23 protein-coding genes are annotated in these 26293 nt (G+C 39.1%); 14 read left to right on the forward strand and 9 right to left on the reverse strand.

From position 1 onward, the window contains the following. Positions 1 to 217: 217 nt before the first annotated feature. A complete protein-coding gene (locus QUE03_RS10145; protein ID WP_286267684.1) occupies positions 218 to 685 on the forward strand; it encodes a DUF2982 domain-containing protein in 468 nt (155 codons plus the stop codon). Here the strand turns inward: QUE03_RS10145 and QUE03_RS10150 are convergent. The 4 genes from QUE03_RS10150 to aroG all read right to left on the reverse strand — a co-directional run bounded on the left by QUE03_RS10150 (position 682) and on the right by aroG (position 5829). Beyond that, entirely contained in the window at positions 682 to 2763 is a 2082-nt protein-coding gene (locus QUE03_RS10150; protein WP_286267685.1) for a transglutaminase TgpA family protein, read from the reverse strand. The genes QUE03_RS10145 and QUE03_RS10150 overlap by 4 nt on opposite strands. After that, positions 2763 to 3737, reverse strand: coding sequence for a DUF58 domain-containing protein (locus QUE03_RS10155; RefSeq protein ID WP_286267688.1), 975 nt, complete (start codon positions 3735 to 3737; stop codon positions 2763 to 2765). Before QUE03_RS10155 ends, QUE03_RS10150 begins: the two co-directional genes overlap by 1 nt. Positions 3738 to 3760: 23 nt before the next feature. After that, the gene (locus tag QUE03_RS10160) at positions 3761 to 4687 is read right to left on the reverse strand and encodes an AAA family ATPase (protein ID WP_286267690.1); all 927 of its coding nucleotides are present in this window, start codon (positions 4685 to 4687) and stop codon (positions 3761 to 3763) included. An 89-nt stretch (positions 4688 to 4776) separates the two neighbouring features. After that, positions 4777 to 5829, reverse strand: a complete 1053-nt coding sequence (gene aroG / locus QUE03_RS10165) for a 3-deoxy-7-phosphoheptulonate synthase AroG (RefSeq protein ID WP_286267693.1) — start codon at positions 5827 to 5829, stop codon at positions 4777 to 4779. Between the two features lie 207 nt (positions 5830 to 6036). On the opposite strand from aroG, the gene add reads away from it, so the two are divergent. The 6 genes from add to QUE03_RS10195 all read left to right on the forward strand — a co-directional run bounded on the left by add (position 6037) and on the right by QUE03_RS10195 (position 10105). Beyond that, the gene (gene add / locus QUE03_RS10170; RefSeq protein WP_286267696.1) at positions 6037 to 7032 is read left to right on the forward strand and encodes an adenosine deaminase; all 996 of its coding nucleotides are present in this window, start codon (positions 6037 to 6039) and stop codon (positions 7030 to 7032) included. Positions 7033 to 7056: 24 nt separating this feature from the next. Next, positions 7057 to 7227, forward strand: coding sequence for a XapX domain-containing protein (locus QUE03_RS10175; RefSeq protein ID WP_286267700.1), 171 nt, complete (start codon positions 7057 to 7059; stop codon positions 7225 to 7227). A gap of 91 nt (positions 7228 to 7318) precedes the next feature. Beyond that, positions 7319 to 8023, forward strand: a complete 705-nt coding sequence (deoD, locus tag QUE03_RS10180) for a purine-nucleoside phosphorylase (protein WP_286267701.1) — start codon at positions 7319 to 7321, stop codon at positions 8021 to 8023. Positions 8024 to 8162: 139 nt separating this feature from the next. After that, the gene (locus QUE03_RS10185) at positions 8163 to 8777 is read left to right on the forward strand and encodes a FlgO family outer membrane protein (RefSeq protein WP_286267703.1); all 615 of its coding nucleotides are present in this window, start codon (positions 8163 to 8165) and stop codon (positions 8775 to 8777) included. A 50-nt stretch (positions 8778 to 8827) separates the two neighbouring features. After that, positions 8828 to 9421 (forward strand): FlgO family outer membrane protein, encoded by a 594-nt coding sequence (locus QUE03_RS10190; protein WP_286267705.1) that lies wholly within the window; start codon positions 8828 to 8830, stop codon positions 9419 to 9421. A 9-nt stretch (positions 9422 to 9430) separates the two neighbouring features. Beyond that, positions 9431 to 10105, forward strand: a complete 675-nt coding sequence (locus tag QUE03_RS10195; RefSeq protein ID WP_286261037.1) for a FlgO family outer membrane protein — start codon at positions 9431 to 9433, stop codon at positions 10103 to 10105. A gap of 88 nt (positions 10106 to 10193) precedes the next feature. Here QUE03_RS10195 and QUE03_RS10200 read toward each other — a convergent pair whose 3' ends face one another. Together QUE03_RS10200 and QUE03_RS10205 are read right to left on the reverse strand one after the other, a co-directional pair. Then, positions 10194 to 12482 (reverse strand): TonB-dependent receptor, encoded by a 2289-nt coding sequence (locus tag QUE03_RS10200; RefSeq protein WP_286261039.1) that lies wholly within the window; start codon positions 12480 to 12482, stop codon positions 10194 to 10196. Between the two features lie 91 nt (positions 12483 to 12573). Further along, a complete protein-coding gene (locus QUE03_RS10205) occupies positions 12574 to 13791 on the reverse strand; it encodes a phosphopentomutase (RefSeq protein WP_286261041.1) in 1218 nt (405 codons plus the stop codon). Positions 13792 to 14056: 265 nt separating this feature from the next. Here QUE03_RS10205 and udk point away from each other — a divergent pair, with 265 nt between their 5' ends. From udk to upp, 5 genes are read left to right on the forward strand one after another with little or no spacing between them, the layout of a single operon-like run. Beyond that, complete coding sequence (udk, locus tag QUE03_RS10210) at positions 14057 to 14719, forward strand: uridine kinase (RefSeq protein WP_286261042.1); 663 nt, start codon at positions 14057 to 14059, stop codon at positions 14717 to 14719. 22 nt (positions 14720 to 14741) lie between these two features. Continuing rightward, the gene (locus QUE03_RS10215; RefSeq protein WP_434020175.1) at positions 14742 to 15980 is read left to right on the forward strand and encodes a NupC/NupG family nucleoside CNT transporter; all 1239 of its coding nucleotides are present in this window, start codon (positions 14742 to 14744) and stop codon (positions 15978 to 15980) included. Positions 15981 to 15988: 8 nt separating this feature from the next. Continuing rightward, a complete protein-coding gene (gene deoC, locus QUE03_RS10220; protein WP_286261047.1) occupies positions 15989 to 16771 on the forward strand; it encodes a deoxyribose-phosphate aldolase in 783 nt (260 codons plus the stop codon). A gap of 14 nt (positions 16772 to 16785) precedes the next feature. Beyond that, positions 16786 to 17367, forward strand: coding sequence for a thymidine kinase (locus QUE03_RS10225; protein ID WP_286261049.1), 582 nt, complete (start codon positions 16786 to 16788; stop codon positions 17365 to 17367). Positions 17368 to 17394: 27 nt separating this feature from the next. Continuing rightward, positions 17395 to 18021 carry a uracil phosphoribosyltransferase gene (gene upp, locus QUE03_RS10230; protein WP_286261051.1) on the forward strand — a complete coding sequence of 209 codons (627 nt, stop codon included), beginning with the start codon at positions 17395 to 17397 and terminating at the stop codon, positions 18019 to 18021. 95 nt (positions 18022 to 18116) lie between these two features. Here upp and deoA read toward each other — a convergent pair whose 3' ends face one another. The 3 genes from deoA to QUE03_RS10245 form a co-directional block, all read right to left on the reverse strand. Next, the gene (gene deoA / locus QUE03_RS10235; protein WP_286267811.1) at positions 18117 to 19430 is read right to left on the reverse strand and encodes a thymidine phosphorylase; all 1314 of its coding nucleotides are present in this window, start codon (positions 19428 to 19430) and stop codon (positions 18117 to 18119) included. 13 nt (positions 19431 to 19443) lie between these two features. Continuing rightward, positions 19444 to 19848, reverse strand: coding sequence for a cytidine deaminase (locus tag QUE03_RS10240; RefSeq protein WP_286261054.1), 405 nt, complete (start codon positions 19846 to 19848; stop codon positions 19444 to 19446). A 184-nt stretch (positions 19849 to 20032) separates the two neighbouring features. After that, positions 20033 to 23161 carry a TonB-dependent receptor gene (locus QUE03_RS10245; RefSeq protein ID WP_286261056.1) on the reverse strand — a complete coding sequence of 1043 codons (3129 nt, stop codon included), beginning with the start codon at positions 23159 to 23161 and terminating at the stop codon, positions 20033 to 20035. 530 nt (positions 23162 to 23691) lie between these two features. On the opposite strand from QUE03_RS10245, the gene QUE03_RS10250 reads away from it, so the two are divergent. After that, the gene (locus QUE03_RS10250) at positions 23692 to 24327 is read left to right on the forward strand and encodes a TetR/AcrR family transcriptional regulator (protein ID WP_286261059.1); all 636 of its coding nucleotides are present in this window, start codon (positions 23692 to 23694) and stop codon (positions 24325 to 24327) included. A 772-nt stretch (positions 24328 to 25099) separates the two neighbouring features. Further along, positions 25100 to 26281, forward strand: coding sequence for an endonuclease/exonuclease/phosphatase family protein (locus tag QUE03_RS10255; RefSeq protein WP_286261061.1), 1182 nt, complete (start codon positions 25100 to 25102; stop codon positions 26279 to 26281). The last annotated feature ends 12 nt before the right edge of the window (positions 26282 to 26293 follow it).

A 26293-nucleotide genomic window follows, 5' to 3' on the forward strand; every position in this document is an offset into this window, starting at 1 on the left:
ACTAGCGTGTATGCTCAAAAATGTTATTCAAATAAAACCACAATCAAATCATCATGGATTATTTTTAATCACACTCGCGTTGTGCATGATTTTATTTCTACTGCTGCTCTCTTCATGGCTATGGCCCAATTGGCGGCTGTCTTTGATAGGCGCTTATTTGATTTCAGGCATAATCTTTGTGACAGGGGCTTTAAAAAAACTACAGCCAAGGTATAGCATGATCATCAGTAAGGATGCCTTACAATATATCCAATTGTCAGGATGTTGGAGACTACCGTGGGGTGACATAGCTCATATTTCAGTGGTCAAGACTACCCAAGGTGTTGAGCAAGTAACACTACCGTATATTGGCATTAAATTAAAAGACACTGAACACTTAGTAAATGTTATGTCCGCAAGGCTAGCGAATAAATTGTTACACGAGCAAAAATTTTTATTAATTTGGGCTGTAAATCATCACATGATCACATACGAGCAAAGCCTGATTAATTTTACCCCTTATAAATTAACAGATAAGAAGGAAGTTACAGGGCCACTAGCAGCGTTTCTTCATCAAACAAAAATTTTGGAACAAATTTTTGGCTTCCAACTGTATATTCCAAATACTGCACTAGATCGAGAAATAACTCTGTTCGTTCAATTGTTAAGAGATTGTCAAAACTATGTCAGTACTAAGCTAGATTAATGCGACACAGTGTCAGTAGTACCTACCAGTGTTTTGATTTCTATTAGGTAGCGGGAAAATAGTATCAGTTCTTGGTTCTTATCTTCAGGCGATAAGTTTTGATAGCTTAGGCGGTAATAACTTAGCCAAAGACAGGTGATTTTTCCCTCTTTATGTTTGAGTTGCTTTTCAAGTGCTTGTAAAAATGATTTTATCGTTTGTCCTGATTGACGAACATGGCCTCTTTTATTCAGAAGATTTAATAGCTTGTCAAATTCACGTTGCCATTTTTCTTGCCCTTTCGGTTTAGTTGTGCGTTGATTCAGTAAATAGAGCACCCCGATAACTAACAATAGTGAACAAACAAATATGAGCGCTGTTTTCCATAACTTCCCGCTACCTAATAGTTCTTTAAGTAATTTAGATTGTTTATCCATTGAGTAACCAACGACTAAACGTGTCCACTGATAATCAATAGCTTCAATCTGCAATTTAAGTTTGGCAATAATTGCCAAATGTGAAAACGTAGAAAAGTTAAAATAATCATTGGCTAGCGCTGATTGTTCATCGGCCAACGCCAGTGAAAGCCCTAAAGAAACGCGCTCTGGACTGACTGCTGCTGTGGGATCAACTCTGGTCCACCCTTGATCCGCTAACCACACTTCAGACCATGCATGGGCATCATATTGATAGACACTATAATATTCACCTTCTGGATTATATTTTCCCCCCATATAGCCAGTAACAACACGGGAGGGAATGCCCGCAGCACGCATAATGAAACTAAACGTGCTGGCATAATGCTCACAAAAGCCTGATTTAGTGTCGAAAAAGAACTGATCCAAACTGTTGTTGATCAACATTGGTGGTTGCAAGGTATAAACATAAGCTTGTGTAGCAAATGTGTTTAATACAGATGCAATAATTTGCTCCGAGTTTTGATGTTGTGTTTTTAGATTATTTGCAAACGCAACCAATCTAGGGTTTGCGTCTACGGGTATCGTCAAAAAACGTTGTTTACGGTGTGCTGATAATTTCGGCTCTAGCTGTGAAGACGGATAGCTCTTAATATCATATGCAATGGTTTTGGAAATGGGTTTATTTGAACGAATACTATAGTCGCTGAGTTGAAAAATAGTTGGATTTTGAATTTGCGCTGCGTCCAACGCAAATAGCCAATGTTGATAGCTCGGCTCCGCAATAACTTGATATTGATAAAATGGCCCTGTGGTATCTACAGAAATATTTTGTGCGCGACTGTATGCTTGTAAAAGGCTCCAATTTGTTTCTGAGTTTTGATCTCGCTTAAGCTGCCACCCTTGCCCATCATAATAAGGTAACGTCATTGCACGCCAATACATTTGTGTTTGAACGGGCACTGAGGAGACAAAGTTTACCCTAAACGCCAACTCACTAGATCTCGCTAGTGAAGCAATATCTCCTGGCTTAACCTGATCTCCTAACCCTGTTTTTGCAGATTTAGCGATAGGCATTTGCCAAAAGGGCTGTAGGCGTGGAAACAAAACAAACATAGTCAATGCTAATGGTATGCTTAGCATTACTATTGCAGCATTGTTTTTGATCGCCTTAACGCAGTCTTCTTTCGGTGCAAAATATAGATACAGTACGGTTAAGTTAATGATCAAAAACACAGTAACGCCAAAGGCAAACCATATGGACTGGCGAAAGATGAATGCGCAAGCAAGTAAAAATATGCCAAGTAAAACTATTTGAAGCAGATCTTTCCTACTATTGAGTTCCATCGACTTAATGGCATAAGCAAAACAAATCAAGTGGATCATACTGAGCAGCAAACCAAGCTGGGGCCCTGATAACGCAATAACGACTGCACCAGTCAATGCAATAGTAAAAACTAACACTCTGTTTGGCTTTGCCAGCACTTTTAAAATAAAGGCGCTTTGCCAAACAAAACACAAACTAATTATTGCATTCATCCACAGTTGTAGTTCAACTGCTAATGACAACAGCACTAACACTTGACTGAGTAATAAAAGCCAGCGATGGTTTTGCTCAAATCTAATAGCGGGAATAGCTTTAGGCCGCGTCGCTGATTTCTTTGTTGATAATAGACCAAACATCACAACTCACCTTGTTTGCCGTAAGTCGCTAATGCGTATAAACAGGATTGGATATGTTCGTGACCAGTACTAGGAGCTATTATTTTCTCTTTAAGGTTCAAGCCGAAATTAGTGTTTTGACCCGCATATTGACCCACGAGATAGCATAAGTACGAGAGTTTTACCTCTATATCATATGTAGGCATATCATCTAGGTTTAGCCAAACATCATTTGATACGGGTTGATGATATTTCTTGGTATATTTACCTTGACCTCGAGCGAATTGTTTCCATGCAATTTGACTTAAGGGTTCGCCTTGTCGGTATCTATTTAGCTCTTGGAAGTCATCATTCCCGTCAATAAATTTACCACTGTCGCCATCTTCAACCTTTCCAGTTTCAAGTTTTTTACTCAAGGTTCGGGTAGAAACAGGCTTTGCTTCCGGGTACACAATCGCGGTGATACCAAAATCACACCATGTCCATGTATTAAATAACCCTAAAACATGTTGGCTTCTAATATTGAGCCGTTCAAGACTGATTTCACCACGACGAAGAGGAGTATATACGACAGTAGTAGATAATTTATTCTCAAGATAATCAACAGTGGTAGTCGGTTGACCGATAAACCGTAAATTCAATGACTGTCTCGGTTTACTCGATTCCAATGTGAACGGTATATTAAATTGCTGATTGGCAAACCCCACTACTTGAGCCGTGCCTATTATGGAGAGTCCTTTGAAATTAAAATAGCTTTGCAGCATAACGGTAATAAATATACTTGCCAGCAAATAAGCCAATAAAATAATGACATTGTTTTGATAGTTTGTACCCAATACAAACACTAATATCATTACGAACAAGTAAATAAAACCAAGCCGCGTAGGAAAAATGAAGATAGAACGATTATCTAATATTTTATGAAGAGATGGCGGGACTCTGCGTTTTAACCATTGGTCAAACCGATGATGTAAACGTTTTTTAACTGATGACATTAACTTGTTCCACACTTTCATTATCAAAGCGGATTCAATACATCAACACGTTCTAAAATGGTTTTAGACAATACATCACTCACTTGATCAATAGTGTTGATACCAGCGTCTAATCTGTGTTCGCAAACGGATGGAAATACCGCTTGTACATCATCTGGTGAAACATAATCACGGTTATCTATAAAAGCCCAAGCTTTCGCAGCTTTTAGCAGTGACTTCCCTGCTCTTGGCGATAATGGGTTACCGTTAAACACATCCCTTCGACTATATCGACAAAGGCCAATAATGTAATCAATAATTTGTTCATTAACACTGACGTTTTCAACAGCTTCTTGGAGACTTTTAAGTTGTTCGCCAGACAGGATTGGGCCAATATTTTCCACTTTTTGGTGTAACTCTTGCGCAAGTAATATTTCACGCTCTGCTTGAACACTTGGGAACCCTATCGAAATACGCATCATAAACCGATCAAGTTGAGATTCTGGCAAAGGGTTAGTTCCTGAATGAAACAATGGGTTTTGCGTAGCGATGACAAAAAACGGTAAAGGCAATGGATGCGTGATACCGTCGATGCTCACTTGGTGCTCTTCCATTGCTTCAAGCAAAGCACTTTGGGTTTTTGGGCTTGCACGATTGATTTCATCCGCTAAGACGACTTGATTAAAAATAGGTCCTTTATGGAGCACAAATTGATTGCTGGCTTGTTCAAAAATGGATATGCCAATAACATCAGACGGCATCAAGTCACTAGTGAATTGGGTTCTTTGATAACTTAATCCCAATGTTTTTGATAATACTTGTGCAAGCGTTGTTTTACCCATGCCGGGTAAATCTTCAATAAGAATATGGCCCTTAGCCAATAAACAAGACAGAGCGAGCTTTATTTGATGAGGTTTGCCCATCACCACTGCACCAATTTGCGTTAATACTTTTGCAACGAGTGTTTCCATACGACCTCTCTTTTTTGGACACTATCTCAAATAAAAAAAACCGTATCAACAATTAAGCTGATACGGTTTTGGATTCTTCAATTAAATGATTAAGAGTTTCGGGCAGCTACGGCATCGTTTAGCTGCGATAACAATGTCTCTGTAGCATCCCAACCAATACATGCATCAGTAATACTTTGCCCATACGTTGACGCACTGCCATCGATCAAATCTTGACGTCCTTCTACTAAGTGGCTTTCTACCATAACACCAAAAATATCATCATTACCTTGGCTAATTTGTTGACATACGTCGTTACAAACAAGCATCTGGTTTTCAAATTTCTTACTGCTGTTGGCGTGACTAAAGTCAATCATGATCTTAGTATTCAAGTTTGCATTCTTAAGTTGTGTGGTGACATCAGTAACGCTATCAGCATCGTAATTAGTCGTCTTACCACCACGTAAAATGATGTGACAATCTGAGTTACCGGCGGTTTCAACAATTGCAGAATGACCATATTTAGTTACTGATAAAAAATGGTGTGAAGCACTAGCAGCTCCGATGGCGTCAATTGCAACTTTAATGGTACCGTCAGTGCCATTTTTAAAGCCAACTGGACAAGATAAACCAGATGCTAACTCACGATGAACTTGAGATTCTGTTGTTCGAGCGCCAATGGCTCCCCAACACATAAAATCCGCCATGTACTGAGGCGTGATCATATCTAAAAATTCGCCTGCGGTGGGTAATCCCAAGTCGTTAAGGTCGAGTAATAATTTGCGACCCATCCGCAAGCCATCATTAAGTTTAAAGCTATTATCCAGATATGGATCGTTAATTAATCCTTTCCAACCAACCGTTGTGCGTGGTTTTTCAAAATAAACACGCATAACAATTTCGAGATTATCTTTAAACTTCTCGCGCATTTCTACCAGCTTCTGGCCATATTCGATAGCCGCATTGGTATCATGAATAGAGCAAGGACCTATTACCACCAATAAGCGCTTATCCTCACCGTTTAATATATTGTGTATTGCATTGCGTCCAGCAACGACCGAACCCGACGCTTTTTCAGTGGCAGGAAATCGTTCTATAAGAGCCACAGGAGGAAGTAATTCTTTGATTTTACTGATGCGAACGTCGTCGGTTTGATAACTCATGAAAACTCTCTTTTACTACATTTAATTAATTTATATTTACTTCTAGACACCTAGATGACTAAACCCAAAGCTAATCTAACAAGGATATTTTGCGATTACCAACATATATTGAGAAAAAACGGTATAATTTAAGGATTACAAACTTCTCTGTTGTTTTAAAACAACATTACCAAGTATATTACGTCAACCAAAGGATACAGAGTTTTTATGAATGCAATTGATCCTACTCTTCCTCTCATTGATTTACACCGTCATTTAGACGGTAATATCCGACCGTCAACTGTGTGGGAGTTGGCTCAAGAAAATGAAATAACATTACCCGAATCTTCATTCGAACAGTTTTTACCACATATTCAAATACAGCGCAGTGAACCTGATCTTATGGCTTTTTTAGCCAAGCTGGATTGGGGCGTTAACGTACTAAAATCATTAGATAATTGCCGTCGCATTGCTTATGAAAATGTCGAAGATGCGCATAGTGCAGGCCTAGATTATGCGGAATTGCGTTTTTCACCCTATTATATGTCAAAGGCCTTTAATCTTCCTGTAGCCGATGTTGTTGAAGCGGTAATCGACGGTATTAATGCTGGCCAGAAAGACTTTCCCGTTAAAATCAATTTGATTGGAATTTTGTCTAGAACATTTGGTTTAGCTCATTGCACTAATGAATTAAATGGCATACTAGCCCATAAGCAGCACATAACTGCCCTTGACTTGGCGGGCGACGAAGTTAATTTTCCTGCCGAGTTGTTTGAAGACCTATTCACTAAAGCCAGACATAACAATTTTCGTATTACGGTACATGCAGGTGAAGCCGCGGGCCCAGAGAGTGTATGGAAGGCAATAAAGTTGCTTGGAGCCGAACGAATTGGTCATGGCGTAAAAAGTTGTCAAGATCCTTATTTACTTGACCATATGGTCAGTTATAATATTGGTGTTGAATCATGTTTAACCTCAAATTACCAAACAGGTACGGTTACTGATTTGTCTAAACACCCTTTAACTACGTTCTTAGAAAAAGGCGTTCAAGTGTGTTTAAACACTGATGATCCCGCAGTATCAGGAATAGAATTAAAACATGAGTTTGATGTAGCAAAGCACAAATTAAATCTGAACGAAGCGCAATTTAAGCAATTGCAACTCAATGCACTAAACATGAGCTTCTTATCAGATAGTGAGAAAAAAGCTTTGTTAGATAAGTAACATAGTCAAATAAATGGAGGCAGTATGACTGAAGTACTTCTAGCCTTAGCAACGGGTGCTATAGTAGGTTTAATTTTTTCAATACTTAAATTACCTATTCCAGCGCCACCAGTTTTATCCGGCATCGCGGGCATTTTCGGTATTTATATCGGCGCCGTCGGTTATAATTGGATTATCGAAAGATTTTTTAGCTAAACTATAATAAACAACTCTCAGTAAAACATCCTTGATAGCAGGTTTATCTGGCTTGAAACTTACTGAAACCTAAACAAAAAAGGTTTTATTAATGACAACTCCACATATTGAAGCAGCAGCAGGTGATTTTGCAGAAACGGTATTAATGCCAGGTGATCCGCTGCGCGCTAAATTTATTGCTGAAAATTTTCTTGAAGACGCTAAATGTGTCACTCGCGTAAGAAACATGTACGGCTATACGGGTACCTATAAAGGTAAGCGCATTTCAGTGATGGGCTCAGGCATGGGTGTTCCATCCATTTCAATCTACGCTACTGAACTTTATAAAGAATATGGCGTGGAAAATATTATTCGCATCGGCTCTTGTGGCGCTGTGCGTGATGACATAAAAGTTCGTGATATTATTGTTGGTATGGCGGCTAGCACAGACTCAAATGTAAACCGTAGTCGATTCAATAACTTTGATTTTGCTGCATGTGCTGACTTTTCATTATTGAAAAGTGTTGTAGATACTGCCGAAAAAATGGAATTAAAAGTCAATGTTGGGAATATTTTCACTGCAGATTTATTCTACACCCCACAACCTGAGATGTTCAGCTTAATGGAGAGTCGTGGTATTTTGGCAGTTGAAATGGAAGCTGCTGGTCTATATGGCGTAGCTGCTGAATTGGGTAAAAAGGCACTAACAGTATTAACAGTAAGTGACCATATAAAAACTGGTGAACAAACTACCGCCGATGAGCGTGAAAATACCTTTAAAGAAATGATGGAGCTGACGTTAGAGAGTATTATCTAAACGCTTGTTTTCTAATTTCAATAAGCAAGTTCAGTAATAATACTGGGCTTGCTCCCCTTCCTTTAAGTACTTTACGCTATCTTTAGGCATGGTAATTGCTAGTATTACTGAAGATATATAATTGTAGAGAATCCTTATCATGCAAAAGTTAAAGCGCTATAGTGTATTTTTTGCTTTACCAATGCTTTTATCTGCCTGTTCTACGACATGGCTGAGTCAATTTACTTGGTGTGAATCAAGCCAACAGTATGACAATCAGTGCCCAGACGAACATAACGTTACCGACAAAAAAGTAGTAGCCTCAACCCTGTTTACGCCTGCGGTAAACTTTCAAACATTAGGTGAATACACAGAACAGATGGTGCATGAGCTAAACAAAAGACTTAGCGTTCAGCATATCTCTGGGATAATTGCAGTCCCACCATTCTTATCGTTAGCAGACGAATTACCAAATCAACAAGCAATGACTCGAGACTTGCCAGAATTTTTTATCGCTGATCTCCAAAACATTGGTTTTCCAGTTGCTGAGTATCAGTTAACGCATGATAGCATTAATTCTCATGAAGACTTTAACGAGCTTGTTGAGTCGTTAAAGTTTAGTCAAAAATTTGGCTATCTATTAAAAGGTACGATTAGAACAAGCGATATTGGCGTTATGCTTTATGTAAAAGTAATCGATTTAAATTCCGAACTTGTTGTTGCTTCAACATCAAAGTTAATACCACAGTATTTAATCGCAAAATTAGTAAAATAATCTCTTACTTTGCAGTTAAAGTTAAGAATTAAGATATACAAGGTTTAAGTATGAAATTAACGATTGCTATCTCATTATCATTATTTGCATTAGGTTGCTCTCAAACACCCTACGAGGATGTTTCATCAACAACGTTAGTTGAGGCAAACCAAGATCAAACGTTAACAATTCATGACCACGTCACTCGAATTGGAAATAAGCTCTTCAAATCTTCTAAACATATTAAATTGAAGCAAGGTGTCGCTATTGGCACATTCATTCCAATTAATAAGTTAAACGGCAACTCTTTGCCTAGCGATGACTTCCTGGGACACCAAATACAGGAAAGCTTTGTCACCGTTGGGACTCAAGCTGGGCTAAATATAATCGAATTCAAAACTACACCTGCAATTACATTCAAAGAAAACCACGATCTTATGCTGTCACGTGATGCCAAACGTGTAGATGAATCCATCAATGCACAGTACTTCTTAACCGGTACTTACACAGAGCAAGAACACAGTTATATCGTCAATGCGCGTATTATCGACTTAGAAACCAAAACAGTTGTTGCAGCGGCTACTGACTACATACCATTAAACGTATTATTCAAGAGCCAAAAAACATCAATAAAACATGAAATGCTATATAGAAAAGCGTATTAAGGAATAACCATGAAAAAAATAGCCTCCCTAGTCTTCGCTTCTCTGACCACAAGTTTGTTGGCATCATGTTCGAACATTCAAGAAGAGCAGCTTAGCCACGACGTGATGAGTGCAACAGATCTAATGCGGGATGGGATATACCAGTTCCCTAAACAAGTAAGTACAGATAAGTCCGTCCAGGAGCATTTTAATAGTGACCCCTTACCAAAAAACATAAATTTTTATGTTCGTGGATTAATGCAAGACTTAGTTGCAAACCTACAACACGTTGAAAATGAAACGCCAGTTATCGTTACTAGCTTTATATATTTGGATGGACCCGAAGATAAATCAAGCCTATTAGGTAATCAATTATCACAGAGCCTTTTACATGAGATCTACAAAGCGGGAATACCTGTATTAGATCACAAAGTGACAGATTATATTCGCGTTACAGAAGATGGCGACTTTATTTACACCAAGAATTTTTTGGAATTAAGCCCTAAGTTGAACATCAAATATGTGTTTACGGGCAATTTGGTAAAACATCAAGGTGGATATTTAGTTAACGCACGAGTGGTTGGTATGTCACAAAAGAACATCGTTTCTTCTGCCCAAGGGTTTATTCCTGCCGATGTTGCTAATGCTTTATTAAACAGTAAAACAGTAATAGAAAAATCTGAAGTACCTATTGTACAAGGCTAAATTAGCAAGCTTGTAAACTTATTACCCACTAATAAAAAACGACTCCATATGGAGTCGTTTTTAGTTTCTGTGTATTGAAAAGGGTTCTTTAGAAGAAAGACACCTTGAACTCTGCGCCAACAAAACGTTCTTCGTTAACAATGGCGGTGTTGTTACTGAAGTCAACCGCGCCAATTGCTTGTTGTTCATCAGTAATGTTACGACCGAAGATTGCTACATCATATTCGTTATCACCGCTGTACCAGCTATAACCTACACGAACACCGCCTTCTAATAATGACTTACCAGTAAATTCTTTTGACTCGTATAAGAAGAAGCTAATGTCATCGCGGTATGACCAATCAGTGTAAGCATAGAATTCACCGTCACCAATTTCTTTCATGTAACGTGCTGTAAATACGCTGATCCACTCTGGGGCATGCGGTAGGCTATTACCATCAATAATAGCACGACCGTCAACAACCGTATCAGTAACAGTACATTGAGCACATACAGGAACGGTTAAACCTTTGTCATTAAGTTCAGTGTTATTGTAGCTAACACTTGCAGTAATAAAAAAGTTATCTGTGATCATAAATTCTGAATCAACCTCGAAACCATACCCTTTAGTTTCATCAGCATTTAATAAACGAGCCGTGTTACTGTCACCACCTACAGATGTCAATTGTTGATCATCCATAGTGAAATAGAACACAGACGCGTTTACACGACCAAACCCGTCTAATACGTCAGCTTTAACACCAGTTTCAAACGATAAAATAGTCTCAGAATCTGCAACAGAAATACCGTCATCCCATGCAAATAGAGAACGACCTTGGATACTTGGTGCACGGAAACTATCAGCCACGCGACCATATACGTTAACATCGTCATTTAATTTATGCGTAACGCTGATGTCCCAACTTACGTGGCTATCGTCAGGGTTAACTTCACCGTATGCTTCATTAGGTTGTCCACAACAGCCATTTAATGGTGCTTGGAAACGTTGTGATGAGTATTGCTTATCATCTGCAGAGTAGCGTAAGCCTAAGGTCACTTGAGTTTCGTCAGTATAGTCATAATCAAATGAACCGAATAAAGCCCATGCTTTAGTTTCTTGCTTTTGTACTACATAACCCGTTTGTGGTCCGCCTGCACCAAATAATGCATCGTATGCAAAGCTTTCGATTTCTAGGTCTTCATCGAAATAGAATACACCTACTTGGTAATTGAATTGACCATCGAAGTTACTTGTCAAGCGTAGCTCTTGCGTTAATTGATCATGATCTGGAATAGCATCTGCTGTTTCAGAGCTAATAGAAATAACGCCAGGGCCTTGTATTGGTGTAAATACAGTACCGTAACCACCGTCAACGTCCGCGCGAGAGAAGATATCAGCACTTTCCCAACCGAAGATATAAGTAATGGTATAATCGTCAAGATCGAAATCTAGCGTTAAGCTCGCACCTTCAGTTTCAACTTGCTGAGTTGCGCGATCTGCAGAATCATGGGTTACTGTGTCACGGTCAAAGCCACTCACTAAATCATTAGAGCCTGGTTTGAACGCATTAGCGTAAAATGTGACTGGCTTACCGTCCAAATCACGCATGTGGTAATTAAATAAGGCGTTAAAGTCGTCACCTTCATACAAAAACTGTACTCGTAACGCTTCATCAGTGTAACCACCTAAAACATCTTTACGTTTGAAGTCTTCACCAAAAATATCTGGTGCTTCATTGTCGATGTAATCATCACGTTCTTGTCTTAAGTATGAAACACGGGCAGAAAGTTTATCTGTTAATCCGCCGCCAACTGCACCACGAAAATCTGTCGTGCTTTTGCTACCATATGATAATGAGGCGAATCCTTCAAAATCTTGTGAAGGCTTCACAGAATCGAACTTTATAAGCCCTGCCGGTGTGTTTCGTCCAAATAATGTACCTTGTGGACCACGTAATACTTCAATACGCTCTATATCAAATACAGGAAAACCTTTTAAAATTGGGTTTTCTTGAACAACATTGTCTACCACTAAAGAAACAGGTTGTGATGCGTTTAAATCAAAATCTGAGTTACCTAACCCACGCATATAAAAACGAGGGAAAGTACGGCCAAATGAAGATTCTACCGAAAGGCTTGGAACGCGAGCGTTCATAAAACGAATATCCATTGCAGCTGAACTAAACGCGTCAAGGTTATCGCCTTGAAGTGCAGAGATTGCTACAGGAACTTCTTGAGCATTCTCAACACGCTTTCGTGCTGTAACCTCAATAACTTCTAATCCGACTACTTTATCTGCTTGTTCTGCAGCTTGTACTACGCTTGTGAAACTTGCCATGCCCGCGATTAAAGACGCATGCACACACAAAGCAATGGTAGATTGCTTGAAGGCTTTCATTGTATTCTCCCAAGGGGTTAGTGTATTTTTATAGTTCGGTCATATTGTTGTTATTAAGTGATTGTGACCGGTTACATTTTCGAACAGCATTTTACATGTTAAAACCAAGTTCGTCTAAAAAACTTGTCCCATAAGTTAATTTTTCCAATTCAAATATGCTGGCAATTGTTTGACCTAAATCAGCGAACGTTGACCTTTCGCCTAAATCTACACTTGCTATATGATGATGATAAGCTAATACAGGTACGTATTCGCGAGTATGATCACTGCCCTGCCATGTCGGATCGCAGCCATGATCAGAGGTTAAAAACAATACGTCATCATCATTCATAGTAGTTTTGATTTCGTCTAGCCTCTTATCAAAGCTCTCTAAAGCCTGCGCATAACCAATGGGATCACGACGGTGACCGAAATCTTGATCAAAATTGACTAAGTTAGTAAAAATGAGACTATTATCGTCAGCAGTTTTAATATGCTCGATAGTTGCATCGACAAGCGCATTTATACCCGTCGCCTTAGTTTTAATACTTACACCTTGGTGAGCGAAAATATCAGCAATCTTCCCTACACTAATCACTGTGCCACCTGCATCGGTTAACTTGTCTAATACTGTTTTCGCTGGCGGCAGTATTGAAAAGTCGCGGCGATTGCCTGTTCTCGCAAAATTACTCGCATTATCACCTATAAATGGACGAGCAATTACACGACCAATATTCATCGGACCAACAATTTTTTGTACAGTTTGACAATATTGATACAGGTTATCCAAACCAAAATGTTCTTCATGAGCCGCTACCTGAAAAACGCTATCGGCGGAGGTATAACAAATAGGCAATCCTGTTTTGATATGCTCTTCACCTAACTTAGCTATTATGTCAGTGCCTGACGCGTGACAGTTGGCTAACATTCCTTCAAAACCCGTGGCACTATTGATTTGTTGTTGTAACTCTTTAGGAAAGCTGTTTTCTTTATCAGTAAAATAGTGCCAATCAAAAAGTACTGGTACCCCTGCCATTTCCCAGTGACCTGACGGAGTATCTTTACCCGTACTTATCTCGGCGGCATACCCATATGCGCCTTTATGTTGATCGACATCTTCGACATTAATTACTTTATTCGACGCTTGCTGGCACGCTCTAACTAATCCCATACGGGCTAAGTTAGGCAACACCATGGGTTTATTGAATTCATTTTTGTAACATTCGCCAATATTAAAAAAACTATTAGCACCAACATCGCCAAATTGTTCAGCATCTGGCGCATGACCTACGCCAAAACCATCTATTACCATTATTATGACTCTCGCCATATTATCTCCACCTTATTGTGTTGGTAGGCTATATTTACAGACTACAAACTTATTATCTAAATTCACTAAGTAATACATGACCAAATGGTCAGGATATGATAGTTTATTACACAAGAATAAATTTACAATCTTGTGATGTATAATTTAGCTAATACCTTCATATTATTGACTTCAAAATTGAATTATTAGTATAGGTAGTAAATCTAGATAATTAAATTAACTATTTTTCGCTCATAGTATCACTTTAAGATTCATACAATTACTTATGGAACATTCTGCTTTGGATTCTTCAAGCACAAACACAAAGCCAACAATCATTGCCGTTGTTGGGGCGTCAGCATCCGGTAAAACCCTTTTTGCACAAACAGTTTACGATGAACTATTACCAGAGCTCGGTGAAGATGGCATTTCCATTATAAAAGAAGATGCTTATTACCGATGCCAAGACCATTTGCCTATGGAACAAAGGGTATTAACTAACTATGACCACCCTTCTGCGTTTGAACATGAGTTATTGCAAGAGCATTTACAGGAACTTTCAAACGGCGGAGCCGCAGACAGCCCTATTTATTGCTATCAAACACATACGCGTACCAAAGAAACAAATACGCTAAATGCAACGCCTATTATATTGATTGAAGGTATTATGCTGTTAAGCAATGCTGCACTAAGAAATTGCTTCGATATTAAGGTTTATATGGATACACCGTTAGATATTTGTTTAATTAGACGGATAAAAAGAGATACTATCGAACGCGGTCGCACATTAGAGTCGATCACGAGTCAGTATATAGAAACAGTGCGCCCAATGTATTATCAACATATTGAGCCCGCAAAAACATTTGCAGATATTGTCATTACTCGCGGCGGTAAAAACAGAATGGCGATAGAATTAATAAAAGCTAAAATCCGTCAGCTATCAAAATAATAATAACGAGGAATACATGGATATTACGGCATTAAGGGGCGTTTTAGGGATCATTGCATTGTTGGTGATAGCCTATGCACTTTCGTATAAGAAAAAATCAATCAATTGGCGAACTGTTTCAATCGCCTTCTTGCTTCAAATAAGTCTTGGCGCTTTCGTTCTGTACGTCCCCTTTGGTAAAGACGTATTGGCCTCGATGTCTAACGGGGTGCAACAAGTCATTGACAGTGCCAAAGCAGGTATAGACTTTCTTTTTGGAGGTTTAGGCACTGATGCTATGTTTGATAATGGTGTAGGTTTTGTTTTTGCTATTCGCGTACTACCTGTCATTATCTTTTTCTCTTCTCTTATTGCTGTACTTTACTACTTAAATATCATGCAAAAGGTTATTGCTGTTATTGGTGGTGCCCTGCAAAAAGCGTTAAAAACATCAAAACCTGAATCGCTTTCAGCGACCGCCAATATTTTTGTTGGTCAAACAGAAGCGCCACTTGTGGTTAGACCGTTTATTTCTAAAATGACGCAATCAGAGCTTTTTGCCATTATGGTTGGTGGTTTAGCTTCAGTTGCAGGCTCCGTGCTCGCAGGCTATGCCGGTTTAGGCGTAGAACTTAAGTACTTGATAGCTGCTTCATTTATGGCAGCGCCAGGCGGTTTATTAATGGCTAAGATCATTATGCCTGAAACTGAAGAAGTTGATGAAAGTAATACCATTGATAATATCACTGATGATTCTGATAAGCCGACCAATGTCATAGATGCAGCAGCACAAGGCGCCGCATCTGGATTAAAATTGGCAGTTAATGTTGGCGCAATGTTATTGGCTTTTATCGCTTTAATTGCTTTACTCAATACCTTAGTAAATGGCATGGGTAATATGCTGGGTTTTGAAGGCATTACCATTGAGTGGTTCTTAGGTTACTTGTTTGCCCCTATTGCCTTTATCATCGGCGTTCCAGTGAACGAAATGCTTGTTGCCGGTAGTTTTATCGGGCAAAAGGTCGTCGTGAATGAGTTTTTTGCCTACGTACAGTTTGTCGAAATAAAAGAAACGCTTTCAGCGTCCACACAAGCCATTATTACTTTCGCTCTTTGTGACTTTGCTAATTTATCGTCAATTGCTATTTTACTCGGTGGTATTGGCTCAATGGCACCAAACAGACGACCGGATATCGCACGACTAGGCTTTAAAGCTATGCTTGCGGCTACCCTTGCCAACTTAATGAGCGCGGCGATTGCCGGCGTATTTATCGGATTATAGGAACACTCATGACTGCATCATTACAAGACTACGCTCAACAAGCACTTAACTTAATGGATTTAACAAGTCTTACGGATCAAGAGTCTTCACAAGACATTGTTAACTTATGTCAGCAAGCGAAATCGGCGGCCGGAAATACTGCGGCAATTTGTATCTTTCCACGCTTTATACCTGTAGCAAAAAAAGCGCTTAGTCAATTAAATGCAAGTGACATTAAAATAGCAACCGTGACCAATTTCCCTCATGGTAATGATGATTTAGATATCGCGTTAGCGGAAACAAAAGCGGCAATTGCTTATGGCGCTGATGAAGTCGACTTAGTGTTCCCATACCCAGCATTAATGCAAGGTAACACTGATATTGGTTTTGATATGGTGAAAGCTTGTAAAACGGTTTGTGCACAAAGCAATGTCGCACTTAAAGTCATCATCGAAAGTGGTGAATTAAAAACAGCAGCGCTCATCGCACAGGCAAGTGAAATTTGTATTAAAGCCGGCGCAGATTTCATTAAAACCTCAACCGGTAAAGTACCAGTAAATGCTACGCCTGATGCTGCTAAAATCATGTTGAACCAGATTAAACAACATAATCCAAAGGTAGGTTTCAAGGCCGCTGGTGGCGTAAAAAGCGCTGCTGATGCAAAAATATACCTAGATTTGGCCAGCGAACTTTTAGGCAATGACTGGTTAAACGCTCATCACTTTAGGTTTGGCGCGAGTAGCCTATTAGCAAACTTATTGGAAACGCTTGGTAAAGGCTGTTCAACCAGCCAACCTACTAGTAACTATTAACCGGCGTTAAGTTTATGGCTCAACTTTATTTTTATTATTCTGCGATGAATGCAGGTAAATCAACTCACCTGTTGCAATCTAGCTATAACTATCGAGAGCGTGGCATGTCTTGCATGCTTTTTACCGCTCAAATTGATGATAGGTTTGAAACCGGTAAAATAGCTTCACGCTTGGGTATTAATGCCGATGCTGAGCTATTTAATAATGACACGCATATTCTTGATCAAGTTCAAAGTGCCTGCAGTCAAAAACAGATAGACTGTGTACTAGTAGACGAAGCTCAATTTTTAACGGCACAACAAGTTAAGCAACTTTGTGAAATAGTTGATTTACTAAAAATACCCGTGCTCGCATACGGTATTCGAACAGATTTTTTAGGTGAAACATTTTCAGGCTCAGCCGCTTTGTTAGCATGGGCAGATAAGTTAATTGAACTGAAAACTATTTGTCATTGCGGCAAAAAGGCAAATTTTGTTGTACGTTTAGATGAGGCTGGTCATGCCATGACTCAAGGTGAACAGGTTGAAGTTGGTGGTAATGATCGTTACGAGTCAATGTGCCGAAAGCACTTTAGAGAGTTAGTTTGGCAGCAATAATTTTCACTTTAATATTTGAGGACGCTCATGGCTGTTTTTGAAAGTAACCACCCTCTGGTAAAGCATAAAATAAGCTTACTTAGAGAAGATAATATCTCCGTTAAATCGTTTCGTGAACTGGCCAATGAAATAGCAATGTTGTTGACCGTAGAAGCAACTGCTAATTTAGCCACTGTACAAAAACCAATTAATTGTTGGTCGGGTACGATATCGGCGCCATTACTAGCGGATAAAAACCCAACCTTGGTACCTATTTTACGTGCGGGTCTTGGTATGATGGATGGCACACTTAAAGTGTTACCTTGCGCTAAAGTCAGTGTAGTTGGCTTACAGCGCAATGAAGAAACATTAGAGCCTGAGTGTTACTATCAAAACATTGTGAATGACATTAGTGAACGCACCGCGATTATTATTGATCCGATGTTAGCGACTGGCGGCTCTGCAATTGCCACTGTAGATTTACTTAAACAAACTGGCTGTAAAAACATCATCGCCCTCTTTTTAGTTGCCGCACCGGAAGGAGTCGCTAAAATGCAAGAATTACACGGTGACGTTGATATGTATATTGCTTCAATTGATGATCATTTGAATGAACAAGGATACATCTTGCCGGGACTAGGTGACGCTGGCGATAAGCTATTCGGTACGCTTTGATTCAGTAAACCAATTAACCAAACGTTATACAGTAAAAAGGCAGTGCTACATTTGGCACTGCCTTTTCATTATCTTAAGGTTTAATCCTAAATAGATTATGCGATTGTCTGATAAATCACAGGTGATTCATTTGGCGTTTGATCACCTATTTCAATCGCTTTGAATAAGTGCGCGGTCGCTACATTCGCTTTATCTTCTGTACTGGCATGAAGCCTAGCAATAGTATCACCGGCCTCAACTTTAGTACCTACCGGTAAGATTTGATCGAGACCTACGCTGTGATCAATTGCTTGGCCATTTGCAAGTCTTCCACCACCTAACTCAACAATCGCCATACCAATATCTCTGGTTTGCATGGCTGAAATATAGCCACTTTTCGAAGCTTTAACGTCTTGAATAATATTCGCTTTAGACATTGAAGCCCAAGGATTTTCAAGCAAATTACTTGGTCCGCCTAACCTTGCAATCATTTTAGAAAACAGCTCTGCCGCACTACCATTAGCCAAAACCTTGTTTACCTTAGATATCGCATCATCTTTACCTGTTGCCAGTTTTGTATTAACAAGCATAGGTACTGCTAACGCTACTGTCACTTCATGCAAGCGTGACTCTCTTGATTTACCCGTGAGATAATCAACTGTTTCTATCATTTCAAGCGCATTACCAGCACTGAAGCCTAATACCTGATTCATATCAGTGATAACAGCTTCTGTTTTCACCCCCGCACCATTAGCAACATTACAAATACTTTTCGCTAATGCAACAGAGTCATCGATATTGTGCATCATCGCACCATTGCCCACTTTTACATCCATAACTAATGCATCTAAACCTGATGCTAGTTTCTTTGAAAGTATTGATGCGGTTATTAATGGAATCGATTCTACCGTCGCTGTAACATCTCTGATCCCATATAGGCGTTTATCTGCAGGAGCTAAGTCGTCAGTTTGTGAAATTATCGCCATACCCAACTCTTTAACAATGGATTTAAACTCACTGATTGATGGCTGAACATTAAAGCCTTTGATGGCTTCTAATTTATCTGAAGTACCGCCTGTATGGCCTAAACCACGCCCAGATACCATCGGTACATATGCACCGCAAGCCGAAACGATAGCTGCAAGCATAAAACTGACTTTATCACCTACTCCACCAGTGGAGTGCTTATCTACCACAGGTCTATCTAGCTCTGGCCAAGAAAGCACCTGACCCGAATGCATCATTGCTTTGGTCAACTCGACGATTTCTTGAGTTTGCATACCACGCTGGAATATAGCCATCGCCATAGAGCCCACTTGTGCATCATTAAAGTGACCTGATGACAAGCCGTCAACGAAGTACTGTATTTGATCAGGGGAAAGTACAAAACCATCTCTTTTTGCTCTAATCACTTCTTGAGGTAATAACATTGACATAAACTCTCTATAGTAAATCTTTTGGCGTAAAGGCATCGGGCAGCAACTGTGCTACTGTCCATGTTTTTTCATTATTCAGGTGGTTGACCGCTTTGACTGGAGCGTCTTGCGCCATGAATTCCGCAATCACTTGTCTACATGCACCACACGGAGGCGTTAATTTTTCCTGCTCGGTATAAACAACAAGTGCGTTAATCTTTTGTTCACCTGAAACTACCACTTGTGCAATACAGTTTCGCTCGGCACAAACCGTTAAGCCATACGAAGCATTTTCTACATTACATCCGTTTAATATTTCATTATTCACTGTCTGCGCTGCTGCACCGACATGGAATTTGCTGTATGGAGCATAAGCTCGTTGATAACCTTTTTTGGCAGCTTCTACCAAAGATTGCCATTTAATTACTGACATACATATTTTCCTTAGACCGTGCGCTCAAATAATTCTGACCATATGGTCAACTTTATACTTAATGTTACCTTTAGATCAAGCAATTACTGCGAATAATACTAATAATAGGACAAGTCAGTCTGACAAAGGCATAAAAAAACCGCGCAAGAAGCGCGGCTTTATGTACGTAAACAGTATTAGCTTATTAGAAATCGTATTTAACACCCATACGCATTTCCCATAATGAAGCATCAGCTACGCGTGTTTGACCAACCGGTTGAATGAACTCTTCAAATACATATTGACCATTAGCATTGATTGAAGCATCAACCATTTCCTGTGCACGTGGGAAGCTAGTTTCATACATCACACCCCAATCATCATTGATAAAGTTACCAACGTTTTCAATCATAAAGAATACGCTTGCTTTATGATCTGGTGTAAATCCAGGAAGCTCTTGTGTCACTTTAATATCAACTTTAGTCCACCAGTCACTATTGATACCATTACGATCCATGATTCCGCCTTTGTATTTATTTAGACCTTCTTTGTCTACATAATCAAAGAACGCGTCTTGATCGAAGTCAGGACCAAATACAACGTTTGGATCGTTTGCACCGTCAGGGATGTAAACTAAGTGACGGTCGATGAAACCAACCGAGTCACCAAATTGGAAACCACCATCAAAGGTATAGCTATAAGGACGACCTTCGTTTGCAGAAGCAAAGATGGTGAACTTAGTCGCGTAGTTATCAAAGAACTCATGTGTGTAGTTCATTTTTAACGTAAAGCGATGAGGGATCTCGTAGTTTGACGTACCTAATCCAGGGTTTTCTGGATCTGAGGTATTGTTCAAGTAGTTAGAGAACGCTACTGAACTTGTCATTGGACTTACTTCTTCCGTGTCTGTGTATGCGTAAGCTAATGTCCAATCTAAACCAAAGTCATGAGTTTTTGATAATGCCATTGAGAATGATTTTCTGCTACCAGAATCACCTTTAACGTTAGTTAGCATAAAGTCTTGGCTACGGCCGTTTACACTGTCGTAAATTGGGCGTCCATCAGGAGCATTTACGCCAGTATCAACACGAGTTACATCACTGATGATCGCTGCATCTTTAACGTCGGTATATAAGAAATCAGCCATGAATACATAGTCGTTTTCTAAGTAAACCGTTGCACCAATTGCATACTTCCACTCAGAAGGTACTTCGAAATCAGGGTCTAAAATATTGATACCACCAGCAGCACCAACGCCGTTAGTTACGTCATCAAATTGACCTTGTGGAACATTCCAAACTGGACGACCATCACCGGTGTGAGGTGTATTGAATAAATCAACGCCACGTTCTTGTGTTTGTGTTTGGACAACACCATTGTTTTGGTAGTTATTACCTAACCATACATTCGGGTTACCACCTGAGTATAGACCGATACCACCACGCACTTCGATATCTTCATACGGTTGCCAATTAATACCTAAACGCGGTTGAAGTAGACCTTCACCATCTAAGTTTTGGCGGTTTGAGAAGCCATACAGTTCTTCAATCTGTGTATTTTCTTCTGGGAAGTCATCACTTGTATACCAGTCATAACGTACACCGAAAGTAACTGTTAAGTCATGTTCGTATGAGAAGTACTCGTCTTGTAAGTAAACGGTATGAATTTCGTAGCCAAATTCTGCAGCAGCATCTGTTGGATCGTTTGAGCCTGTTGCATTGTAATAATAAACACGGGCAGCATTACCGTTTCTGAAATCATCGATTGAATCGAAACGGAATTCACCTTCAGTGTGTTGAACAAATAAGTTAAATACGTCTAACTTCTCGTACTCGTAACCACCAGTAATAATGTGATCACCCACTAAATAAGTACCGGCTATTTTTATGGTATCTGTATCATACGTCAAACGGTTAGCATGACGTGAGTCATCAGCACCTAGGTAAACAGTCGCTCGAGAGCCATCGTTTTCAGTTCTAATTTGTACTTCACCAAAGTCAGTACCACCTAATGGTGTAACTGATTGTTCAAATTCAGATGTACCAATACGAACTTCAGTAGCGAAATCATCCGTCCAATCTGAATATACAGATGCTACGTATGATTTAAACTCTGCGTATTGATCATAGTAATGGTTAGAAAATTCAAATTCATTTGAATCACCATCAGATTCACGAATAGCGTTACCATCGTTGAAGTTATAAACAAACGCGGCACGGTGGTCATCGTTGATGTTCCAATCAAGTTTTACCATGATTTTTTCATCTTCAACCGGCTTGCTTGTAATTAAGTCACCCGGCTCATAACCATAGATGTTCTGCGCGATATCTAAAATTTCATCGTACTGAGCTTGTGAAAACCCTTCGACCGGAACAGCAGCGTTTGAGTCAGCAGTGCCACGGTCAAATAGGTCAGAGCCTTCAAGTTTTTCGTAAGAGGCGAAGAAGAATAATTTATCTTCAATTAGCGCGCCACCCACATTAAAACCATAACGCTTTTCATCAAAATCGCCCGTTGCGATGTCTTCACCTTCTAATTGGTCACCGCGTAAAGAGTCGCTGGTGTAATCGTAGAAGAAGCTGCCTTCAAAATCATTCGTACCTGATTTTGTTACCGCATTGATGTTACAAGAGGTAAAACCACCATATTGAACATCGAATGGTGCTAGTTCAACACTGACTTGCGAAATTGAATCGTAAGAAAATGGAATACGAATCGTTGGGTAGCCACTGGTACCTAAACCAAAGTTATCATTTGTACGGATGCCGTCTACCGTGAAACTGTTGAAGCGAGAACTTGCACCAGCACACTGGATTCCGTCTCCTCGGCTCTCATTAATATAAATACGAGGGTCGATTCGAACCAAATCTTTAATATCACGGTTAATAGCAGGAGCGTTTTCTAAATCTGTCAAACCAAAATTAGTTGACGGCCCTTTTTCACCTGCACTTTGATGAAAACGAGCACCAGTGACTTGAATCGTTTCCATTTGCTGTTCTAGGTTCAAACTTAGGTTCAGTGTATCGCCTAATGTTAGGTACACATCGCTAATAACCCGTTGTCCCGCGCCGCTTTTAACAGAGATCGTGTAAGGACCACCTACTTGCAAACCGCGAGCACTAAAAGAGCCTGATTCGTTAGAATTAAAGGTACGTACGCTACCCGTTCTGTTGTCAAAAACTGTAATTTCCGCTCCAGTTACGAATTCACCTGCCGGTGAAACAACATTACCGCGAATACCTGCAGATGTTGTATCAGCGGCCATAGCCGAAGTAGATAGGCCGAGTGCAATAACCACAGCACCAGCGATTTGAGAGAGACGATGACTTTTCATCAGTTATTTTCCCTTGAGTGTTTTAATGTTTTTATATTTTTTTATTCTGTAATTAGTCAGTTGAAGACAATTACAATTAATTACACATGTTATTAAACCAGAAATTTATGACAAAATCATTACATCTTGTCTATTTGGTCAACATAATTAGATTATTTTTTGTTATTGCCAATATGAATAAAATAAATAACAACTGGACTACCAGCTTCTAAAGACGATTCTATATTTACGCACCCCCTTATTTTGTTAGGTTTTTGTATTTCTTTTAAATTTACCGACATCATTATTTATAGTAGTTTTTTCTATTTTCGCTAACATTTTAATTACAAAACAATTAAACTTTTGTTGCAATTTTACGTGCTTAACTGGTTAATTATCCATCATTTTAAGCTTGTTTATTGTTCTTAACCCCTCAGGTGAATCAGAAATCTGACTATTTGGTTAATAGGTTGTGTTGTTTGGTCATTCTCAGGTAAACTCGTGTAAAATAATTAAAAAATACCTAATCAAAGTCTATTGGAATACTCACAATGAATGACCCTATCAAAGCCGTTAAACAGGGAAAAATAAGAATAAAAAGTGAAGCCAAAATTATTGAAGCCGCTCAGGAAGAGTTTATTATCCAAGGATTTAAAGGTGCTACGGTTCAATCAATTGCAGACAGAGCTGGGTTACCTAAAGCAAACATTCTTTATTATTTCAAAAATAAGGAAAATCTTTATCACGCGGTGTTAGAACAAACACTGAATATGTGGGATGAAGGTATCGGCGACATTAGAATCGAAGATGGGCCTAAAGTAGCAATTGAAAAAATTGTTGCCTCAAAAATTAAAATGTCTTTTGAAAATCCACGAGCATCTAAAATCTATGCTATGGAGATTATTCAAGGGGCTCAGCACCTAAAAGAATTCACTCGAACTTACTTACGCAAATGGGTAAAAGAAAAAGTAGCGATGTTTCAAGCATGGATAGATCGTGGCGAAATGAGTAATGTTGATCCATACGGTTTGATATTTTTAATTTGGTCTACGACCCAACACTACGCTGACTTTGAAACGCAAATTTTGACAGTGATGAACCGAAATGAATTTGAAGAAGAGGATGCCGATCTAATCACTAAATTTTTAACGGACTTCGTTTTAAGAGGTTGCGGTATTCAACAATAATACGCCAACCACTCTTCTTTACATTCAACCTTCAATAAAAGCTTCATCAACCAATGAAGCTTTTTTATTAGAACCATCCTGTTTAACTAAATATAGTCTGTCCACTATCTTACAAAGAAAAGTGAATGAAAGAGCCTAAATTTCAATAACATTAATTAACGTTTCTTATCATTTATTAGTTGGGTATAATACTTAACCAATTAGTCAGGTCTGACTAGTGACTATTATTAAAACAAGAAGAGATAGAAACGTTCAAGGCAACGGTTCATAAGCGTATTAAGAGTCTATATAAATCACCCACAGCAATCACTGCTGTTAGTAGTGATTTATTATAGAAGACGCCAATATTGGAATCTTAGATGACATTTGTAAATACGTTCCTAACCTAAGCATTAATCGCTATTGAGCTGATAACTCTTTTAATACCGCGGTATTTATTCGTAGTATGAGTTTACAAGATCATATTATTACTACTGATCTAGGTATTGATGCATATGTCGATAGTGTTTATATAGGGCGCGAATATGTCGTTAACAATTATAAAACGAGTAAAAGAGTCAGCTAAAGTGAGATATTGAAGTCGTACAGCCACAGAGATTATTATTGTTCAATAAGTTAATGACTATCTTATTCACTTAGTAATTGCTGTGTAATGATATTATTTTCAGTTAATAAATGGATCTCAAATACGGTGAAAAAATAGCAATGCATATGAAATTCAGGCGAAAAATAGTATTCAATTAATTTTTAAAATTCAAAAATGGATGTAGACATGAAAAAAATATCCACCGGCCTTGCTGTCGGTAGTTTGTTACTTTCTTCATTTAACGCAATAGCCAATAGTGGCGAAAAATTACGTATTGCCACGTTTAACGTCAGTATGGAAGCGTTTAACTATTTAGGTGATCGGTCGCAAAAACCAACTGGCAAAGAGCTTGAACACGCATTAACCAGTAATCATAAGCAGATTAATAACATTGCGGAGATCATTCAAAAAACAAACCCAGATATCATTCTACTCAATGAATTTGATCGCCAAGACGATAATCTAGCGACATTAAAACTATTTTTGGATAAATATTTAGAAAAGAGTCAGCAAAATTCCACACCAATAAAATACCCGTATTTATTCCAAGGACCTGTAAATACCGGAGTTAAAAGTAGTGTAGATTTCAATAACAACGGGAAATCTGCTGAAACTCCTACAGACACCTATGGTTTTGGCCTATTCCCAGGTCATTTTGGTATGGCCATGTTATCTAAATACCCTATCAATGAAGAGCTCATTAGAACATTCCAATACTTCAAATGGAAAGATATGCCCGGTGCATTAAAACCCGTGAATCCTTCGGACAATTCAAACTACTACAACGATGAAGCATGGCAAGAGTTTAGGTTGCCATCTAAGTCAATGTGGGATATCCCAGTAAAAGTTGGTGATAAAACCTTACATATTATAGCTAGTCACCCAACACCTCCAGTGTTTGACGGGCCAGAAGATAGAAACGGTAAACGAAACCATGATGAAATTCGCTTGGTTAATGACTACATTTCAACAGGAAAAGACAGCTATATTTATGATGATAATAAGCGTTATGGGGGGTTAGGTAAAAACAAGCGTTTTGTCATCTTAGGGGATTTGAATGCATCAAGTGTAGATGGTGATGCAATCAACGACGGCATTAACGGCTTAACAACAAATAGACTCCTCATAGATCCTATGCCTGCGAGTGACGGTGCAAAAGCTCACTCTCTAGAAAATAAACACGGTAAACATCATACTGCACACTGGCGCATGCGTGCAGATTACGTATTACCCTCAAGCTATGGTATGAATTTGCTTAATTCTGGTGTATTTTGGCCAACTATCGAATCCGAAGACTATAGACTGATAAAAGATCGAGCGGCTTCTTCAGACCATCGCCTTGTATGGATAGACGTAGAACTTAAATAGCGAGATACAGAA

It is taken from the genome of Thalassotalea atypica (assembly GCF_030295975.1).
GTDB classification, from domain to species: domain Bacteria; phylum Pseudomonadota; class Gammaproteobacteria; order Enterobacterales; family Alteromonadaceae; genus Thalassotalea_F; species Thalassotalea_F atypica.

Excerpts from the sequence above, each read along its gene's own strand:
- QUE03_RS10205 (WP_286261041.1), bottom strand. The coding sequence starts at position 13,791 with ATGGCGAGAGTCATAATAATGGTAATAGATGGTTTTGGCGTAGGTCAT.
- QUE03_RS10145 (WP_286267684.1), top strand. The coding sequence starts at position 218 with ATGATCATCAGTAAGGATGCCTTACAATATATCCAATTGTCAGGATGT.
- QUE03_RS10250 (WP_286261059.1), top strand. The coding sequence starts at position 23,692 with ATGAATGACCCTATCAAAGCCGTTAAACAGGGAAAAATAAGAATAAAA.
- udk (WP_286261042.1), top strand. The coding sequence starts at position 14,057 with ATGGAACATTCTGCTTTGGATTCTTCAAGCACAAACACAAAGCCAACA.
- deoC (WP_286261047.1), top strand. The coding sequence starts at position 15,989 with ATGACTGCATCATTACAAGACTACGCTCAACAAGCACTTAACTTAATG.
- QUE03_RS10160 (WP_286267690.1), bottom strand. The coding sequence starts at position 4,687 with ATGGAAACACTCGTTGCAAAAGTATTAACGCAAATTGGTGCAGTGGTG.
- deoD (WP_286267701.1), top strand. The coding sequence starts at position 7,319 with ATGACAACTCCACATATTGAAGCAGCAGCAGGTGATTTTGCAGAAACG.
- QUE03_RS10155 (WP_286267688.1), bottom strand. The coding sequence starts at position 3,737 with ATGTCATCAGTTAAAAAACGTTTACATCATCGGTTTGACCAATGGTTA.
- QUE03_RS10245 (WP_286261056.1), bottom strand. The coding sequence starts at position 23,161 with ATGAAAAGTCATCGTCTCTCTCAAATCGCTGGTGCTGTGGTTATTGCA.
- aroG (WP_286267693.1), bottom strand. The coding sequence starts at position 5,829 with ATGAGTTATCAAACCGACGACGTTCGCATCAGTAAAATCAAAGAATTA.
- QUE03_RS10200 (WP_286261039.1), bottom strand. The coding sequence starts at position 12,482 with ATGAAAGCCTTCAAGCAATCTACCATTGCTTTGTGTGTGCATGCGTCT.
- QUE03_RS10185 (WP_286267703.1), top strand. The coding sequence starts at position 8,163 with ATGCAAAAGTTAAAGCGCTATAGTGTATTTTTTGCTTTACCAATGCTT.
- QUE03_RS10255 (WP_286261061.1), top strand. The coding sequence starts at position 25,100 with ATGAAAAAAATATCCACCGGCCTTGCTGTCGGTAGTTTGTTACTTTCT.
- QUE03_RS10150 (WP_286267685.1), bottom strand. The coding sequence starts at position 2,763 with ATGTTTGGTCTATTATCAACAAAGAAATCAGCGACGCGGCCTAAAGCT.
- QUE03_RS10195 (WP_286261037.1), top strand. The coding sequence starts at position 9,431 with ATGAAAAAAATAGCCTCCCTAGTCTTCGCTTCTCTGACCACAAGTTTG.
- upp (WP_286261051.1), top strand. The coding sequence starts at position 17,395 with ATGGCTGTTTTTGAAAGTAACCACCCTCTGGTAAAGCATAAAATAAGC.
- QUE03_RS10175 (WP_286267700.1), top strand. The coding sequence starts at position 7,057 with ATGACTGAAGTACTTCTAGCCTTAGCAACGGGTGCTATAGTAGGTTTA.
- QUE03_RS10240 (WP_286261054.1), bottom strand. The coding sequence starts at position 19,848 with ATGTCAGTAATTAAATGGCAATCTTTGGTAGAAGCTGCCAAAAAAGGT.
- deoA (WP_286267811.1), bottom strand. The coding sequence starts at position 19,430 with ATGTTATTACCTCAAGAAGTGATTAGAGCAAAAAGAGATGGTTTTGTA.
- add (WP_286267696.1), top strand. The coding sequence starts at position 6,037 with ATGAATGCAATTGATCCTACTCTTCCTCTCATTGATTTACACCGTCAT.
- QUE03_RS10190 (WP_286267705.1), top strand. The coding sequence starts at position 8,828 with ATGAAATTAACGATTGCTATCTCATTATCATTATTTGCATTAGGTTGC.
- QUE03_RS10225 (WP_286261049.1), top strand. The coding sequence starts at position 16,786 with ATGGCTCAACTTTATTTTTATTATTCTGCGATGAATGCAGGTAAATCA.